At 70.3% G+C, this 16,240-nt stretch carries 11 protein-coding genes and 1 pseudogene; 4 read left to right on the top strand and 8 right to left on the bottom strand.

Features of this window, described 5'->3' with window-relative positions:
- Positions 1-72: 72 nt before the first annotated feature.
- From BLW86_RS36390 to BLW86_RS36370, 5 genes are all read right to left on the bottom strand, one after another.
- Positions 73-2,487 carry a ricin-type beta-trefoil lectin domain protein gene (locus tag BLW86_RS36390; RefSeq protein ID WP_093877959.1) on the bottom strand — a complete coding sequence of 805 codons (2,415 nt, stop codon included), beginning with the start codon at positions 2,485-2,487 and terminating at the stop codon, positions 73-75.
- Positions 2,488-2,599: 112 nt separating this feature from the next.
- A complete protein-coding gene (locus BLW86_RS36385; protein WP_143060318.1) occupies positions 2,600-5,935 on the bottom strand; it encodes a glycoside hydrolase family 2 protein in 3,336 nt (1,111 codons plus the stop codon).
- Between the two features lie 49 nt (positions 5,936-5,984).
- Complete coding sequence (locus BLW86_RS36380) at positions 5,985-7,031, bottom strand: ABC transporter permease (RefSeq protein ID WP_093877957.1); 1,047 nt, start codon at positions 7,029-7,031, stop codon at positions 5,985-5,987.
- A complete protein-coding gene (locus tag BLW86_RS36375; protein WP_093877956.1) occupies positions 7,028-8,620 on the bottom strand; it encodes a sugar ABC transporter ATP-binding protein in 1,593 nt (530 codons plus the stop codon). The genes BLW86_RS36380 and BLW86_RS36375 overlap by 4 nt, the downstream gene beginning before the upstream one ends.
- A gap of 338 nt (positions 8,621-8,958) precedes the next feature.
- Positions 8,959-10,011 carry a substrate-binding domain-containing protein gene (locus BLW86_RS36370; RefSeq protein ID WP_093877955.1) on the bottom strand — a complete coding sequence of 351 codons (1,053 nt, stop codon included), beginning with the start codon at positions 10,009-10,011 and terminating at the stop codon, positions 8,959-8,961.
- A gap of 549 nt (positions 10,012-10,560) precedes the next feature.
- On the opposite strand from BLW86_RS36370, the gene BLW86_RS36365 reads away from it, so the two are divergent.
- A complete protein-coding gene (locus BLW86_RS36365; protein ID WP_143060317.1) occupies positions 10,561-11,529 on the top strand; it encodes a helix-turn-helix domain-containing protein in 969 nt (322 codons plus the stop codon).
- A gap of 418 nt (positions 11,530-11,947) precedes the next feature.
- On the opposite strand, the gene BLW86_RS36360 is transcribed toward BLW86_RS36365, so the two are convergent.
- The 3 genes and pseudogenes from BLW86_RS36360 to BLW86_RS43585 all read right to left on the bottom strand — a co-directional run.
- Positions 11,948-12,250, bottom strand: coding sequence for a site-specific integrase (locus tag BLW86_RS36360; RefSeq protein WP_256341562.1), 303 nt, complete (start codon positions 12,248-12,250; stop codon positions 11,948-11,950).
- 88 nt (positions 12,251-12,338) lie between these two features.
- Positions 12,339-13,088, bottom strand: a complete 750-nt coding sequence (locus BLW86_RS36355; RefSeq protein ID WP_093877953.1) for a transposase family protein — start codon at positions 13,086-13,088, stop codon at positions 12,339-12,341.
- A gap of 221 nt (positions 13,089-13,309) precedes the next feature.
- Positions 13,310-13,501 (bottom strand): annotated as a pseudogene (locus BLW86_RS43585) (transposase); the annotation flags it as partial.
- A 564-nt stretch (positions 13,502-14,065) separates the two neighbouring features.
- Between BLW86_RS43585 and BLW86_RS36340 the strand changes: the two are divergent.
- From BLW86_RS36340 to BLW86_RS36330, 3 genes are all read left to right on the top strand, one after another.
- Positions 14,066-14,719, top strand: a complete 654-nt coding sequence (locus tag BLW86_RS36340; protein WP_093877951.1) for a histidine phosphatase family protein — start codon at positions 14,066-14,068, stop codon at positions 14,717-14,719.
- 221 nt (positions 14,720-14,940) lie between these two features.
- Positions 14,941-15,813, top strand: coding sequence for a thermonuclease family protein (locus tag BLW86_RS36335; RefSeq protein WP_093877950.1), 873 nt, complete (start codon positions 14,941-14,943; stop codon positions 15,811-15,813).
- Positions 15,814-15,827: 14 nt separating this feature from the next.
- Positions 15,828-16,223, top strand: a complete 396-nt coding sequence (locus tag BLW86_RS36330; protein WP_093877949.1) for a sugar dehydrogenase complex small subunit — start codon at positions 15,828-15,830, stop codon at positions 16,221-16,223.
- The last annotated feature ends 17 nt before the right edge of the window (positions 16,224-16,240 follow it).

Here is a 16,240-nt window from a genome sequence, read left to right as displayed (position 1 = left end):
ACAAAGGCCGACACGCCGACGCGACGACGCGCCGTCCGGACTCAAGTCCGGACGGCGCGCTTCCGGCAGTCGCTACGGGAGCGTCCACCGCTGGTTGGCCCCGCCGTTGCAGTCCCAGATCACCAGCTCGGTGCCGTTGGTGGTCGAGCCCCCGGGGACGTCGAGGCAGCGGCCCGACTGAACGCCCTTCAGGCTGCCGTCGGGCTGCGGCGCCCACTGCTGGTTGGCGCCGCCCGTGCAGTCCCAGAGGATCACGGCCGTGCCGTCGACGGTGCCCTGGCCGGTGACGTCCAGGCACTTGCCGCCCTGGGTCAGGGTGCCGTTGGACCAGGTCCAGGTCTGCGCGGCTCCCCCGTCGCAGTCCCACAGCACGACCGGCGTGCCGCTCGCTCCGGAGGCGTCGGCGGCGGCGCACTTGCCGGCCAGACCGGAGGCGACCCGGCCCTCGTGCGAGGTGGGGGTGCCCGGGGTCAGGGCGAAGTCGTCGAACTGTTCGGTGACGTAGCCGGTGACACCGAGGCCGGCCTGGCCGTTGGTATAGCCGAGGTCGGTGGCGCTGCCGACGGTGACGCCGTCGACGACCGCAGTGAGGGCCGAGCCCTCAAGCGTGAACGCGATGGTGTGCCAGCTGCCGGTGCCGAGTGCGCCGGTGGTGCCGCTCGCCAGGGTGGTGAAGTTCCACTTGGTGTCGCTCTTGTCGATGGACCAGGCGCCGGTGTCGCTGACCCGCAGGTGGTAGGCGTTCAGGCCGTTGTTGTTCCTGCCCTGCTGGTTGACGCGGCCCAGGAGTTCGACGGTGCCCGCCTGCTCGAACATGGTGTCGGCGGAGACGGTGTAGTTGCTCCAGGTGCCGTCGCCCATGATCGTGTACGGGGCGTTGTACGGCTCCTCGGTCCACCGGATCGGCGACATCGGGGCCATCTGCCGCAGGCAGGTGCCGGTACGGCCTCCGCCGCAGGACACCGACTGGAAGGCGCCGTTCATGTCGGAGAAGTACTTCGGCGAGGTGGTGGTGGCGCGGGTCTCGAAGTCGTCCGAGTACGGCAGGCCGAGCGCCTTGCGAGCGGGCGAGACGGCCGTGCCCTTGCCCTGGCCGGTCGTGGTGGTCACGGTGTAGAGGTGGCCGGGCTGGAGGGTGAGCGTGTACTTGCCGCCGCTCGGGGTGACGTCCTGCTGGTGGACGAACCAGCGGGAGGAGTCGTCCGACTTGACGTCGGTGTCCCAGACGTGGACCTGGCCGGTGGACAGGCCGCCGGTGACGGAGAACGAGACGGTCTGGGCACTGGTGGCGTCCATCGTCTCGATGACGGTGCTGTAGTCGGTGTTGTTCGTCGACTTCAGCGTCACGTAGCTGCCGTTGGTGCGCGTGCCGCCCAGGTAGCCGCCCGCCGAGTCGATGTAGCGCCAGCCGGGCCGGGTGAACTGCGTGGTGTGCGCGGTCACCCAGGTGGTCTTGCCGATGTGGTAGTTGCCCGACCAGGGCTGGTTGGCGACGGACATGCCGTCGGTGGAGAAGAAGAGGTTCGGGTAGAGGGCGGCGATGACCGGCCAGTTGAAGTAGGCGGTCATCTTTCCGTCGAGGTAACCGCGGTTGATCGACCGCGCCACGGCGGGCGCGCCGGTGTCGGCGTCCTGGGAGCCGTTCTCACTGGCCCACAGCGGCTTGCCGAGACGTTGGGCGGTGGGGGTGCTGGGGCAGGTGGCGTAGGCGTCGAGGTACCCGCACGGGTAGTGCACGCCGACGATGTCGACGGCGTCCTTGAACGCCTGGTCCTGCGCCATGGCGTCGGCCACGCCCCAGTCGCTGTCCGCGGCGACGACCTTGGTGGCGCCGTAGCCGTGGGAGACCAGAGCGGCCTTGAGGTTCCGGTACCAGGTCTTGTCGTAGCCGCGTTCGTTCCAGCCGCCGAGGTAGTCGATGGTGAGGCCGTGGCCGTCGGCGCAGTCCATCCAGGACATCAGGTAGTCGATGGTGTCCTGGGACCAGAAGTTGCCACCGCCGAGCCAACCGGGGGCGCCCCAGGACAGTGCGGCGAGTTTGATCCGCGGGTTGCGGGCCTTGGCCTGCTCGGCCATCCACCACTCGTAGCCCTGGTTGCAGTCGACGGTGCCGGCCGTGTGCATGTGGCTGGGTTCGGCACCGTCGGTGGAGTTGGTGTCGCCGCCGATCTCCAGCTTCAGCAGCTGCAGGGAGGCACCGTAGCCGGGCTTGTACAGGTAGTCGAGCAGCTCGCTGCGCTGCGGCTCCGGATAGTCGACCAGGAGACGGGAGTTGCCGCCGCCGCCGGAGATCGCTCCGACTCCGTCGAAGGTCAGGCCCGGCTTGGTGCCGTTGACCGTGATCGAGGTCGAGGTCGAGGGGGTGGGCGCGGACGAGGGCGCGGCCTGCGAGACGGTAGGCGCGGCCAGGCCGCCGCTGAGCACGCCCAACGACAGGCCGAGGAACGCGGCGAGCGTGCGCCGGAGGCGCACGGGTGCCCGGGTCATGTGGACTCCTTCTGGGTGGGGGCGCCTGGAGGTGGCACCGGGCGCCGGGAAACGACTGCGGAGGTGCGGAACAGAGGGGGTGGGCCCTCGGGGTTGCCCGAGGGCCCACGTGTCAGGTCGTCGCGAACGTTCCCAGCCGCAGCGAGACCGCGCCCGTCGTCCCGTCGACGACCCGCACGGTGGGCCGGTAGTAGTCGCCGCCCCCGTAGCCGAAGTCGGGATAGTTCCAGTGCGTGTCGACGAACAGGGCCCGTGCCGCCCCTGTGGTGGCCGACAGGGCCTGGAACGCGTCCACGAGCGGGAGGATGCCTGAGGAAGAGGGGTTCTTCTCTCCGGTGACGACCAGGCGGATGGTGTGCCGCCCCTCGGCGAGGCCCGTCTTGCGGTAGACGACCTGCTGGTACTGCTTGGCGGGTGCGTACTGGTCGACGGTGGTGTCGAGTCGCCCGTCGATGAACACGTCGATCAGGCCGAGGTTGGAGCCGTGACCGCCGAGCCACTCGACGCCGGTGCCGTCGAAGCCGAACTCGCACCAGTCGCCCGCGGTGAACGAGAAGGACTCGGTGTCCCCGAAGTCATCGTGCGTCCACCCCTCACCCCGCGCATGTGTCCATGCGCCCTGGTACGTGATGCCCGGGTCGCTGTCGTCGACCCACCGGGGCGGGGTCCGGTCGACCCGGGCCGCGACGCTCCCGTCGGACTCGACGCGCACGCCGGTGCCGTCCGGGCGGGTCAGCGCGAAGGTGTGGACGGCGGAGCGCAGGGCGCGGAAGTCGTTCGTCTCCCGGCCGGCGTCGTCCTTCCCGTAGAGGAAGTACGAGTGGGTGTCCTGCGACCAGCTCCATCCGGGCCGTTCCCGGTAGACGGATCCCGCGTGCTGCGGCACCGCGAGCGCGGTGCCCACGGGCCGGCCGATGTGGTCGTCCGGGTACACCGACCAGAGGGAACCGGTGCGCCAGTCGATGCGGTCGGCCCCGTCGGGGGCGCCGAAGCGCACGCCGAGTTCCTTGTAGCCGCTGTCCGGCTGCCCCGGCAGGGCCTTGACGATGGTGTACGTCGTGGTGAGCAGTCCGGTGCCGTCGACCGTGACGTCGAAGACGACCGGACTCGCGCCGTGGCTGCCCGAGATCGTGACGACGGTGGTGCTCGCGTCCTTCTGGCGCACGCTGATCGACCCGAAGGTCCAGGGCGGCAGATATCCGCCGCGGACGTGCAGGTGCGGGCCGTCGGTGAGCACGGTCGTGCCGCCGTACTCCGCCCGGGTGATCAGGCCGGTCGTCCTGCTGAAGGCGACGGAGAAGCCGGCACCGGTCAGTGTGAGGCTCGCGTCGCTCTCCTCGACGGCGGGCGCGGAGCCCGCGGGGCGGGGCGGGGCCGGTGCGGCGACGGGTCCGATGGGCAGGGCGTAGGAGTCGACCAGGCGGTCCCGGTCGTCGAGGAAGTCGAGTGCGAGCACCTCGCCTTCGGTCCAGGAGCGGTACGGGATGCTCAGCTTGCCGCTCGCTCCCGGCTTGAGGTCGATGCCGGGCATCGTCCCCTGGGCGCCGCCCACCCGCCAACGGACGGTCAGCTCCGACAGGTTCGTGAAGTCGAACCAGTTGGAGACCGGAACGGTGAGGGGGGTACGGGCCCGCTGCCCGAGCAGCGGCGCGTCGGGGACCCGGACGGGCGAGTACGCCTTCTTCGCCAGCCAGTACTCCGGCTTCTGCCGCCGCCAGATGTCGACGAGGCCCCATTCGGCGGTGCCGGAGACCTCTCCGGGAAGCGGGAACACCTCGTCGACCCCGCCCCAGATCGCGCCGCCGACGACCCCGTACGTGTCGTGGACCTTGGGCCAGAACCGCGAGATCGTCTCGCCCCAGAAGGTGCGGACGCCCGGGTCGGTCCTCAGGTCGTCGACGTTGTACGCGGGCAGGTGGGCGTACTCGTCGTAGAGCGAGGGCTTGGCGGTCTCGCCGCCCAACTGGCCCTTCACGTCCGGGTAGTGGGCGGTGAAGATGTCGTAGCTCGCGCCGGTCGAGTACGTCTCGGCGTGGCTGTAGACGGCGGGCCGCGAGGGGTCGGCGGCCTTCAGGTAGTCCCACTGGGCCTGCGGATTGGCGCCCCAGCCGATGTTCTCGTTGCCCATGGACCAGATCAGGACGCAGGCGTGGTTGCGGTCCCGCTCCACCATCTCGGCGAGCTGGCCGAGCCAGTCCGGCTTGAACGCCGGGTCGTCGAGGAGGTCGTCGTGACCCTGCTGGTTCACCCAGCAGACCGCGGTCTCCTCCTCCACGTACATCCCGTACCGGTCGGCGGCGTCGAGCAGGGCCTCGGTGGGCGGGTAGTGGGAGGTACGGATGAGGTTGACGTTGGCTTCCTTGAACAGGCGTACGTCCTGCTCGTCCCAGCGGCCGGTGGCGCCTCGGCCCATCGTCGGGCTGACCTGGTGGTGGGCGACACCGCGCAGCTTGACCTCCCGGCCGTTGACGAGCAGTCGCTTGCCGTCGACCTTGATCTGCCGGAAGCCCACTCTGCGCGTCACGGTGGACTCGGCGCCCTCGGGCCCCGCTGTCAGTTCCAGGGTGTAGAGGTTCGGGTGTTCGGCGTCCCACTTGAGCGGGGCAGTGACGGCGATGTCGTACTGCGTGGGTCCGCCGGGGGTGAGGGAGCGGCTGAGCACCTCGGCTCCCGCAGGGTCCCGCAGGACCAGCCGCACCGGCAGTGCGCCGGCGCCCGCCGGGGTCAGCCGGAGGCCGAGGGCCGCGTCGCGGTATCGGGTGTCGAAGGTCGTGGACACGTGGACGCTCGACAGATGTCCCGGCGGTAGGGCGATCAGCCGTACGTCGCCGAGGATGCCGCCGATGCGGTGGCGGGCGTAGAAGGTCTCGTACGACAGGTCCTGCCAGCGGTCGGTGACGCCGACGGTGACCCACGCCTCCGTACCCGCGGTGACGTGGTCGGTGATGTCCGCCTGCCAGCTCGTGAATCCGCCTCGGTGGTCGCGGACGTGGGCCCCGTTCACCCAGAGCCGGGCGTCGCTGTACACCCCGTCGAAGCGCAGGACGATCCGCTGCCCGGCGAAGTCGGCGGGCACCGGGACCTTGGTCCGGTACGCGAACTCCTTGTCCTGCGGCACGTCCACACCCTGCATGGCGGGCTCTCCGGGCACCTCGACCCGCGGCCAGCCCGAGGTGTCGACGTCGTCGCGCCAGAACTCCGCGGGCGGCTCGGTGGAGATCGACCAGCTGCCGTTGAGGCTCAGCACCGGCTCGCGCACACCCGCGACGGTGTCGGGCACGGGTGTCAGGGTGACCGTGGGCTGCGGCAGAGCGTCTGCCGGGGCCCCCGCTCCCGCTCCGTCGACGGTCCCGGAGGCCGCCGCCGTGGTCGCGGAGCCCAGCGGGCCGGCCACCACTCCCGCCACGACGGCGGTTCCTGCCATGAGGAAGGTGCGTCTGCGCGTCAAATCTCCACTCCTTGTGAGACGGGGGTGTTCCTGCCAGGTCGCGGTCGCCTCAGGTGGGGAGGCCGATGCGGCGTTCCTTGTTGCGGCGCTGCTGGATGACGACGGCGATGACGAGCAGCGCGCCCTGGGCGACGTTCTGCCAGAAGGTGTTGATGCCCTGGACGGTGAGCCCGTTCTCGAGGGCGCCGAGCAGGGCGACCGCGAGCAGGGTGCCGCCGATGCCGCCCTTGCCGCCCTTGAGGGCGCAGCCGCCCAGTGCGGCGGCGGTGATGGCCTTGAGTTCCAGGCCCTCGCTGCCGGACACGGGCTGTCCCGATCCGGTGCGTGCGGTGAGCAGGACGCCGGCGACGGCCGCGACCACGCCGCACAGGGAGTAGGCGGCGATGAGGTACTTGTTGATGGAGATGCCGGCGAGGCGGGCCGCGGTGTCGTTGCCGCCGATGGCGTAGAGGTTGCGGCCGATGTCCGTGTAGGTGAGGAGGACGTGGACCGCGAGCGCGACGACGGCCAGGATCCAGATCATCACCGGCAGTCCGGCGATCTTCCCGCGGCCGAGGAAGACGAAGACGCTGTCGTTGAGGACGTAGCCCTGCGCGCGGCCGTCCGAGACGAGCTGCGCGATGCCCTTGTACGCGGCGAGTCCGGCGAGCGTCGCGATGGTCGGGTTGACCCGCCCGTACACGATGATCACACCGTTCAGTACGCCGGCGAGCACGCCGACGCCGAGGGACGCGGCGATGCCGACGACGGCGCTGGAGCCCGTGGAGGTGAAGGCCATGGCGCTGACGACGGAGGCGAGTCCGGCCTGGGAGCCGACGGAGATGTCCAGCGCGCCGCAGATGATGACGACGGTCTGGACGACGGCGAGGAGCCCGACGAGGGTCGCGGCCTCGCCGATGACCTGCATGTTCGACCAGCTGAGGTAGTTGTCGTTGAGCAAGCCGAACAGCGCGAGCACGACGACGAGGGCGCCGATCAGGCTGAGGTTCTGCCCGCCGACCGCGGCGATCCGGAACCGCCGGCCGGGCGCTGCCGGTGCCAGTGCCGGATCGCCCTCCGTCCGGTCCGGGGCGAGGGAGACGGTGGTGTCGGTCATCGGAGTGCTCCAGGCATGAGGGCGGGGGTGCTGAGGTCGTCGGCCATGGCGAGGCTGAGGATGGCCTCCTCGGTGGCCTCTGCCCGGCTCAGTTCGCCGGTGATCCGGCCGTTCTGCATGACGGCGACACGGTCCGCGAGGCCGAGCACCTCGGGGAGTTCGGAGGAGATCACCAGGAGGGCGACGCCGCTGCGGGCGAGGTCCGCGATGATCTGGTAGATCTCGGCCTTGGCTCCGATGTCGATGCCACGCGTGGGCTCGTCGAGGATCAGCAGCCGGGGTGTGCGGGCCAGCCAGCGGGCGAGGACCACCTTCTGCTGGTTTCCTCCGGAGAGCTTCCCGGTCTCGTGCTCGATGGAGGGCGTGCGGACCCGCAGCCGGTCGGTGTACTCCTGCGCGACGGCGCTTTCCTGACCTCTTCTCACGAACCTCAGACGGCGCAGCCGTTCGAGGCTGACGAGTGAGGTGTTGTCCCGGATGGATCGCTGGAGGAACAGTGCCTGGGCCTTGCGTTCCTCGGGGGCGAGCCCGATACCGGCCCTGATGGCGTCCTTCGGGTTGCGCAGGGAGAGACGCCGGCCGTTCATGCTGATGCTGCCGGAGCGGATCGGGAGGTCTCCGGCGATCGCGCCGGCCAGTTCCGAGCGGCCGGCGCCGATGAGTCCGGCGAGGGCGACGACCTCACCGGCCCGGATCCGGAGGTCGACGCCGGTCACGTCGTCGGTGGCGACGTCGTGCAGTTCGAGGACGACCTCGTCCCGTGCGACGTCCTGACGGACGAAGAGCGAGGACAGGTCGCGGCCCACCATGAGGCGGACGACCTCCTCCTCGTTCGTCGCCGCGGCGTCCAGCACCCCGGCCGCCGCACCGTCGCGCAGGACGGCGACCCGGTCGGCGAGCCGGAAGATCTCCTTCATGCGGTGCGAGACGTAGATGACGGCGATGCCTTGGGCGCGGAGGCGGCCGATGAGCGCGAACAGCGCCTCGACCTCGTGCTCGGACAGCGAGGAGGTGGGCTCGTCGAAGGCGATGATCTTGGCATCACCGGTCAGTGCGCGCAGGATCTCGACCAGCTGACGCTGGGCCGCGGTGAGCTCCGAGCCGAGTGCGCCGGGGTCGATGACCTTGTCGAAGCCCAGCCGGGCGAGGTCGGCCGCGACGCGGCGCCTCAGCTCCGCACGGTCGAGGACGCGTCCGCGCTTGCGGGGCAGGGAGCCCGCGTAGACGTTCTCCGCCACCGAGACGTGCGGGATGATCTCCGGTTCCTGCGGGATGATCCGGATGCCGGCCCTGATGGCGTCCTGAGGGGCGGCGAACGCGATCGGCTCGCCGTCGAGGAGGACACGGCCCTCGGTGGGCTGGTGGTCACCGGTGAGGATCTTGAGCAGGGTCGACTTGCCCGCACCGTTCTCCCCCATCAGCGCGGTGACCTGCCCCGCGGGGAAGTCGAGCGTGACGCCGCCGAGCGCCTGGACGGTCCCGAACCGCTTGGCGATGTTCTCGACGGTGATCACCGCGCCGCGGCGGTCGGCTCCGGGGCGGCCGGTGGAGGGTGTGGGCTCCGGTGGTTCGGCGCCGGATCTGTTCATGGGTGGCCTCGCAGGCTGGAAGCGGGTCGGCTTCGGCGTGGGCAACGGGGTGGAGGGTGTACACGGCCGAGGGGTGGCCGGGGGGGGCGCGGCTCTCTGCGCGGGGCCCGACGCAGCGACGGCGGGGCCGGCGGCGCGAGAGGAGGGGGGCCTGTGTGGCGGTCCGGCGGACCCACCACACCGGGCGCACCTGGAGTGTCGGGCAGCCGACCGGACGTCGACCGTCAGGCCGGCGGTCGACCCGGCGGGGAGCCTCAGGTCAGTCGAGCGGACGGGGAGGCTCAGGTCAACCGACCGGAGGAGGCGCGCCGGTCAGGCGACCGGCGCACGGCGCCGGTTCAGCTGCACGTGACCCCGGAGGCCTTCCAGTCGGCGGCGTCCACCATCTTGGTCGGCGCGAACGCCTCCTTCGGGAACCCCTTGCCGTTCTTGAGCCTGTCGTACATGGTCTGCACAGCCAGGGCGCCGACGTCGGCACCGTTGATGAACAGGGCGGCCTTCATCCCGGACGGCTTGCCCGAGCTCCAGTTCTTGCAGGCCAGGTAGGCGCCGAGGCCGACGCCGATGACGTCGGACGCCTTGAAGCCGGCGTTCTCCAGGGCGGTGACGCCACCCTGGACGTTCTCGTCGTTGCAGCCCCACACGATCCAGTGCTTCACGCCGGGGTTGGCGGTGACGGTCGCCGCGATCTTGTCCTGGGCACCGGTCGGCGTGTTGTCCGTCGGGACCGCGATGTTCTTCACGTCCGCGCCCGCGCCGTCCTTGAAGGCCTTCTCGGCGGCCTTCACCCGGTCGGTGCAGACGGTGACGTCCTGCTTCCAGGCGGAGACGGTACGGGTGTCGGCGGCGTTCCAGCCGGCCTTCTTGAACTCCTCGGCGGCGCGCTTGCCGACCTCGCCACCCATCTGGGCGCCGCTGAACCCGATGCGCGGCACCAGGGCCTCGGGAGCACAGGCGGACGGGTCCGGGCCGGTCGTGCAGATCTGGTCGTCGGAGGTGAGCAGCGCGACCTTTCCGTCCTTGGCGGTCTGGGCTAGCTGGGGGCCCACCGCGGGGTCCGGGACGACGACGATCAGGCCGTTCGTCTTCTGCGCGATGGCGGACTGCACCTCACTGATCGTCTTGTTGGCGTCGTTGCCCAGGTTGACCACTCTCAGGTCGATGCCGAGCTCCTGGGCCTTCGCCTTGGCCCCCGCGGCCTCACCGATGAAGTACTCCTGGTCGCCCTGCTTCTGCAGATACGTCAGGGAGATCTTCCCCTCGACCTTCGCGGTGTCGTCGCCGCCCGGCTTCACGGTGTCCTGGCCACTGGAACACGCCCCGAGCGCCAAGGTGACGACCGTTCCCAGAGCGACGGCTGCGGCACGTCGGCGACTGCGATGAGTGGACATGGAATTACTCCTTGAGAGACGGCTCGAGAAACGCACGGCGGTGCGCGAACGGCAACACATCGCCGAACTCACGCGAAATCAAAAGGCTCGTGTCATCCCTGCACGCGCTTTCCGAGTCCGGGAGGCGACGCTTGTCCCGTCGGCGGAAGCCACCCCGACAACGGATCAACTTCGCACATGGTCGAACACGATGACCCAGTAGTCAACATGAACGTTCGCAACATGTTTCCCTGGAAAGGGAGTTGGTGATCCAAGGTCGCCTGACGTCGAGCACCGGGCCGCAGCGGGCACCGGGCCGCACAAACGGACGCCGTAAGGGACGCGGGCACGCGAAGTCGCACGACGCCGCTCTCACAGGAAGCCTCATGTCGGGAAATGTTCAAGTGGCATGAGGCGCGGGCGATCAGTCGTGCCGTACGCAGAGTGTGCGGGGAACCGGCGTGAAACCGAAGCGTTCATGGTGTCGGATTCCGGCATGGCGGAAAGAGGACAGGCCTCGCCCGTGGAGGACCCCACCGACTCCCGCGCGGCTCGTGCAATAGTTTGAACGTGTATTCACTTCAAGGCATTGGCATCAGTGCGACTGCCGAGGACGTCTATCTCTCCCTCGTCGAGCGCGGCCCGACGATGCCGGCCGAACTCGCGGACGTCCTACGTGTGAGCGGGCACTCCATGAGCGCGGCTGTCGTCGAACTCACCGGCCTCGGCCTGGTGGACCTGGACGGCGCGGGGCTCGTGGCCCACCCTCCTCGTGCCGCGCTCGACGCCCTGGTGGAGAGCCGGGCCAAGGAGCTCGCCACGTTGCGCGACGGTGTCGAGGAGCTGACCCGGTTCTGGCACGACCATCACGCCCAAGGCGCCGGCTACATCGAGATCATCCGCACGGAGGCCGCCCGCACCGCGATCGGCCGACGGCTGTACGACGAGGCCACCGAACAGATCCGCGCCCTCACCATCGGCTACACCGGCCGGTCGGCACGCCCCAACAAACTGGCACCGGGCTGCGAGGAGGCACTGTCCCGCGGCGTCAGGACCTCGGTCGTGTACGGGTCCCGGGTCCTGCGGGACAGGCTCGCCCGGGAGGCCGTCCAGACCTCCATCGACCTCGGTGAACAAGCGCGTGTCTTCACAGAGGTCCCTCTGAACATGGGCATCTGCGACGACCGCTTCGCCCTGGTGGCTCCCCCGGCACGCGACTGGGACCGCCGTCACCACATCGTCGTGCGGCGGTCGGACCTCCTCGACGCGCTGATCGGTGTCTTCGACTCGTACTGGCAGATCGCCGTCCCGCTGCCCAACGCCGTCGACACGGCCGACGACGACCGCGCGGCTCCCACCGCCGAGACCCGACAGCTCCTCACCTGTCTCAGCGGTGGTCTGACCGACGAGTCGATCGCCCGCGAACTCGGCGTCAGCGAAAGGACGGTCGGCCGCCGCATCACCCGCCTCCAGGAGCTGCTGGGCGCACGAACACGCTTCCAACTCGGCGTCCAGGCGAGCCGTCGCGGCTGGCTCTGAGGCCGAAAGCCCCCTCCCAACCGTCGCCCTCGCCCCGCTTCTACCCACGGCAGGAGATGCGGGAGAACGCCACGGGCTCGCCGCCGAAGCGCCCCGAGCGCCATCCGGACCATTCCCGGTCCACGAAAGCAATTCGACCGCCACGAGCGGCCATGTCCGCAGGTCAAGGGGGCCACGCGTCGTGTACCACCAGCACACGAAGAACCTGCTGGTGAGCTACTCGCCGAAGAAGCTCGGCTTCTTCTAGCGGCACGAAAGAAAGCGCCTGGCCTGGGGTTTCCTCCGAGCCAGGCGCCTTCTTGGAGCGTCTGGTCCTTCCCATGGGGGAGGCGCCGGAATGCTCCTGTTCTTCCAGTTCATCCCACCCATATCCCAGTCCTGGCCAGCAGTTCCGGGCCATACACGGGCCAGATTGCGGTCAGCCCTTGGGGCCGTTGTCCTCGCTGCGCCGGCTCCACTCCTGCATCGACTCCTCGATGAGCCGGTTGGAATGCTCCTGAAGACCGTCCAGGAACTTGGCGTAGTACGGGAAGAGCACTTGGATGCTCTGACCAGCCCGGCGCGCGCATTCGGCAGGATCCACGCCGGAGTGCAGCCAGAACGAGATCCCGGCGTGCCGGAGGTCATAGGGCCTCTCGGCGAGGAGCGTCGGCTGCTCATGGGGAGCCAGGGCCTTCTTGCGGGCCCGCTCCCATGTCTTGCCGTAGGCAGCTGCGTCCACGTAGCCGTCAGCCGCATTGCGAAACACTCGGCCATCGGACGCAACGCCGAAGCGATCGACGTGATTTCGCAGTGAGCCTTTTTCAACCTCACGCTGCCGCGTGGTGAAGGAGGAGTACGGCCTGGACGATCGCGGTGGTGCGGTGGGTGCCGCAGCGGAGCTTCCGCAGGAGCCGCCGGCCCGTCGGGGTGGCCATGGCCCGCTCGCCGAGGCAGCGGATCTGGGCGTGCGTGCCGTGGCGGCGCCGCGGCCCTCGCTTGAGGCGACGGCCGCGGAAGGGCACCCCGACCGGGCCGTCGGCGCCTTGGCATGCCCTGTCCGCCCGGCACGTGAGGCCCGTGGCGGCGAGAGCCCCGACGCTCCCGGGGGCGCGGGCGGCGGTCGGATCGTGCGGGGAACCGGGCAGTGCGGGCCAGGCCCGCAGCAGACGGCCGAACGGGTCGGTGAGGACCTGGACGTTCCTGCCGTGGCGCTTGTGTTTCCCCGAGGGGTACGGGGTGCCGGCGGCGATCCGGCCGATCGGCAGCAGGGTGCCCTCCGGGATCACCAATGCCGTGGCCCGTGCGACGCGCATCGCCTCGGCCGGGGTGGGCGCGAGGGCGGCCGGCACGTCGACGGCCTCGCGCAGGGAGCGGCACGCGGTGGCGATGGCGAACCCGGCGGCGAGCTGGGCGTAGGTGTCACCGCACCGCGGGCGGGCCAGGGCGGGCAGGGCCTGCCGCGGGGCGGGAAGGCACCGCCGCCGCGTTCCGGTCCGCTGCCGCCTGCGCCTCAGTCGGCCGGTCGGGAACCGCAGGGTGCGGCTGGACAGGTCGACCGGGGACGGGCAGGCAAGCACACGAAGCTCCCGGCAGACACGGGTGATCTTGGCCGGGAGCCCGTGTGCCAGGAGCTTCGTCGTTGCGCAGGCATGTCCAGCTCGCGGTCAGCACCGCCAGCCCGGAAAAGGCTCCGTGTGACATCCCAGCACGATTCCAGCCGGGGGCACGCCTCACAGCGAGGATGTGGCCACCGTGATTCGGTCCAGCGCACCGGGCCTGGTCCGGGCGGCCGGGCCGGGCCGAACACCGGCGGCACCTGCCTCCAGGTACAGCCCGACGTTGCCACGAACACGATCGCGGCCAGGCACTCACGATCGCCGACCCGTCGACGGCCACCTCCCTGCGGACGCACCACCACCGTCTCCGGCGCCACCCGCCGGAACAGTTCCCACAGCTCATCCGGCACCAGCCGCTCAGCGAGACCCGTCACGCCGAACACAGCAAGCCAAGCCACCTTAAAGAAGTGACATCTCACGCCCCTCGCCGCCTCTGGCCTTGACCAATAGGGTCCTCCACACCGCCCAGGAAGCGGGGCACGCGCAGCGGGACACCCCAGGCCCCCCGAGGGGTTCGGAGAATCATGCCGACCTGATTGAGGGCCATACGCCCGCCCCGGCACTCCCACTGACAAAGCGGCCCATGTCTCCACGTGAAGCCGCCCCGCTCGTCCAGCAAGGGGCGGCGGCGAAACCACGCCGTGAGCAGGGTGTGGCTGATGGTCAGACATCGGGAGATGTCGCGGATCGAGATTCCCTCGCAGCCGTGCGTCGCGGACGCGGCGCATGCGCCCTCCGGCGCGCCGCGCATCGTCTGCTGCGTCACCGGTGCACGGCCTGCAGCGGCCTCGCAGTGCAGGTCTGTCCGCAGGTAGGCATCCTGGACACGGGCTCGATTCGCGTCGGCTCCGGAGGGCCGGGGTCTGCGGCCCCCGACCCCGGGCCGCAGCTCCTGCCTTGCCGCATGCGTTGCAGGTCCTGCCGGCGGGAGGCCGTGCGTGGCCACAGGCACACAGCTGGTCTTTGTCCGGCATGGTGAGGCCAGATGCAATGTCGCGGGCCTCCTCGGCGGGCCCGCAACCTGCACCGGCCTGACCGAGCGGGGCGTGGAGCAGGTCCGTCTCGCCGCGGCCCGCCTCGCCGTGGAGCATCACGCCGAGCGCCCGGTCCAGCACCTGTACGCCGGACCCCGGCGGCGCCTTCAGGAGACCGGAGCTGTGCTCTCTGCCGCGCTCGGCCTGCCGCTGGTCACCGACGAGGGCCTTGACGGGCTCCACCACGGCAGCGCCGACGGGCTCTCCTGGCGGGATGTCGAGGCCGCGTTCGGCGGCGCACCGGCCGCCCATCCGGAGCGGGCCTGGGCTCCCGGCTCCGAGACGTGGTCCGGCTTCCTGCTCCGTGCCGGAGACGGTCTGGCCCGCCTGATCGAGCGGCACGAGGGGCAGACCCTCCTGGTCGCCACCCATGGGGAGACGGTCATCGCCGCGTGCCACCTCCTCCTCGGCATCCCGTTGTCGGCCGCCCCCGACATCGACTTCGGCACCGACCACGCCGGGATCACCCGCTTCGAGCACCACGACGACCGCTTCGGCCGCCGCAGCTGGACCCTGGCCCTCCTCAATGACACATCCCACCTGCGCACCTGTCGGTGAAAGCAGGGCCGGAGCCCGGACGGCGGGTGCGTGGCCGGGCGGCCGGCTCCACGGTCCGCGGCATCTCCGCTCGGCGAACCGCGTCCGGATGCCCACCCCAGGATGCCGTCCGAGCGGACCCGGCACAAAATGTAACCACAATCTGACACAGAGTGACGCAAGTGGTGTGGCCCGCTGCTCGTCAGCTCTGTGCCTCCTCTCTCTCCCCGAAAGGCGTCACCATGCCCATGCTCCTCATCCAGGGTGTCTACCGCATCGCCGGGACCCGCCCGGACGGCGACACGGTCCGCTTCGTCCCCGACGACCCCACGGAGTGGGACCTGGTCCCCGGACCCCATCCGGTTCAGCGCAACGCCACGGGCGGCGCCAACCTCCGCCTGGAGGGGATCGACACCCTGGAGACCCACTACCGCCCCCCGACCGGGGGTGCGGAGCTCCACCAGCCGGCACCGTTCGCGGACAAGGCGGCCGCCGAGCTGCTGACCTGGATCGGCTTCCAGCCCGTGCAGCGCAAGCCCGACGGCACCGTCAAGGCGCCCACCGACCCGTCCGAGGTCCCCGGCTACATCCTGACCCGCGGCGCCGACAAGTACGGCCGCTGCGTGGCCCTTGCCGGACGCGGCGCCCCGTCGGCGGCCAGCGGCACACCGGTCCACGTCACCAAGGCCATGCTGGAGGAGACGGCCAACCACCACCAGCTCGCCGAGGGCATGGCCTTCCCTACCTACTACCGCAGCCTCTTCCCCGAGTTGCGCACCGAGTTCAACGCGGCCGTCAAGTCGGCCCGGCAGAACGGCAAGGGACTGTGGCCCAGCGACAAGACCAACTCGGGTGCCGAGGTCGTCGCACCGCCGACGATCAGCGACGACATCATCATGCCCAAGCTCTACCGCCGCCTGGCCGAGTACATCGTCCTCAACAACGGCGACCCGGCGCTCGACGGCTTCCTCCCCTTCCTGGCGCAGAAGGCCGACAGGTTCACCATCATCTCCACGGCCCACTTCACCACCGGCCTCGACCTGGTCGTCGAGGTCAACACCACCAAGGTCAAGATGACCCAGCCCCCCGAGAACCTGCTCTTCGACGAAGCCTGAGGGAGACGGTCACCATGACCCACGCGGCCGACTTCCCCGCCCTGTCCGAGCTGCTCACCGGCGAGAGCTCACTGGACCAGGCTCTGGCCGACGCGTACCGCGAACGCCTCCACCGCGCCTACCCCGCCGATCTCGACCGCCTGATCGACGCCTGGCGCACCGCCGCCACCCAGCCCGACCCCGGCCAGGCGCTGGCCGCCGCGCTCGACGCCGACACCGCGCTGGCCCGCGTCGCCAAGGAAACGATCATGGTGTGGTTCACCGCCCAGTTCAAGCGGCCCGACGAGACCCAGGACCCTCCCGGCACGCCGGAGCAGTACCGGGCCGGACTGGTCTGGCAGGTCATCAGGGCCCACCCCCTGTCCGCCGCACCCACCGGCGGATACGGCTACTGGGCCTACCAGCCCTGAACGAGAGGAGGATCCAC

Source organism: Streptomyces sp. TLI_105 (genome assembly GCF_900105415.1).
Lineage (GTDB): Bacteria > Actinomycetota > Actinomycetes > Streptomycetales > Streptomycetaceae > Streptomyces.
Note: the sequence above shows the minus strand (reverse complement) of the source record. Positions and strands in the feature narration are given on the sequence as shown.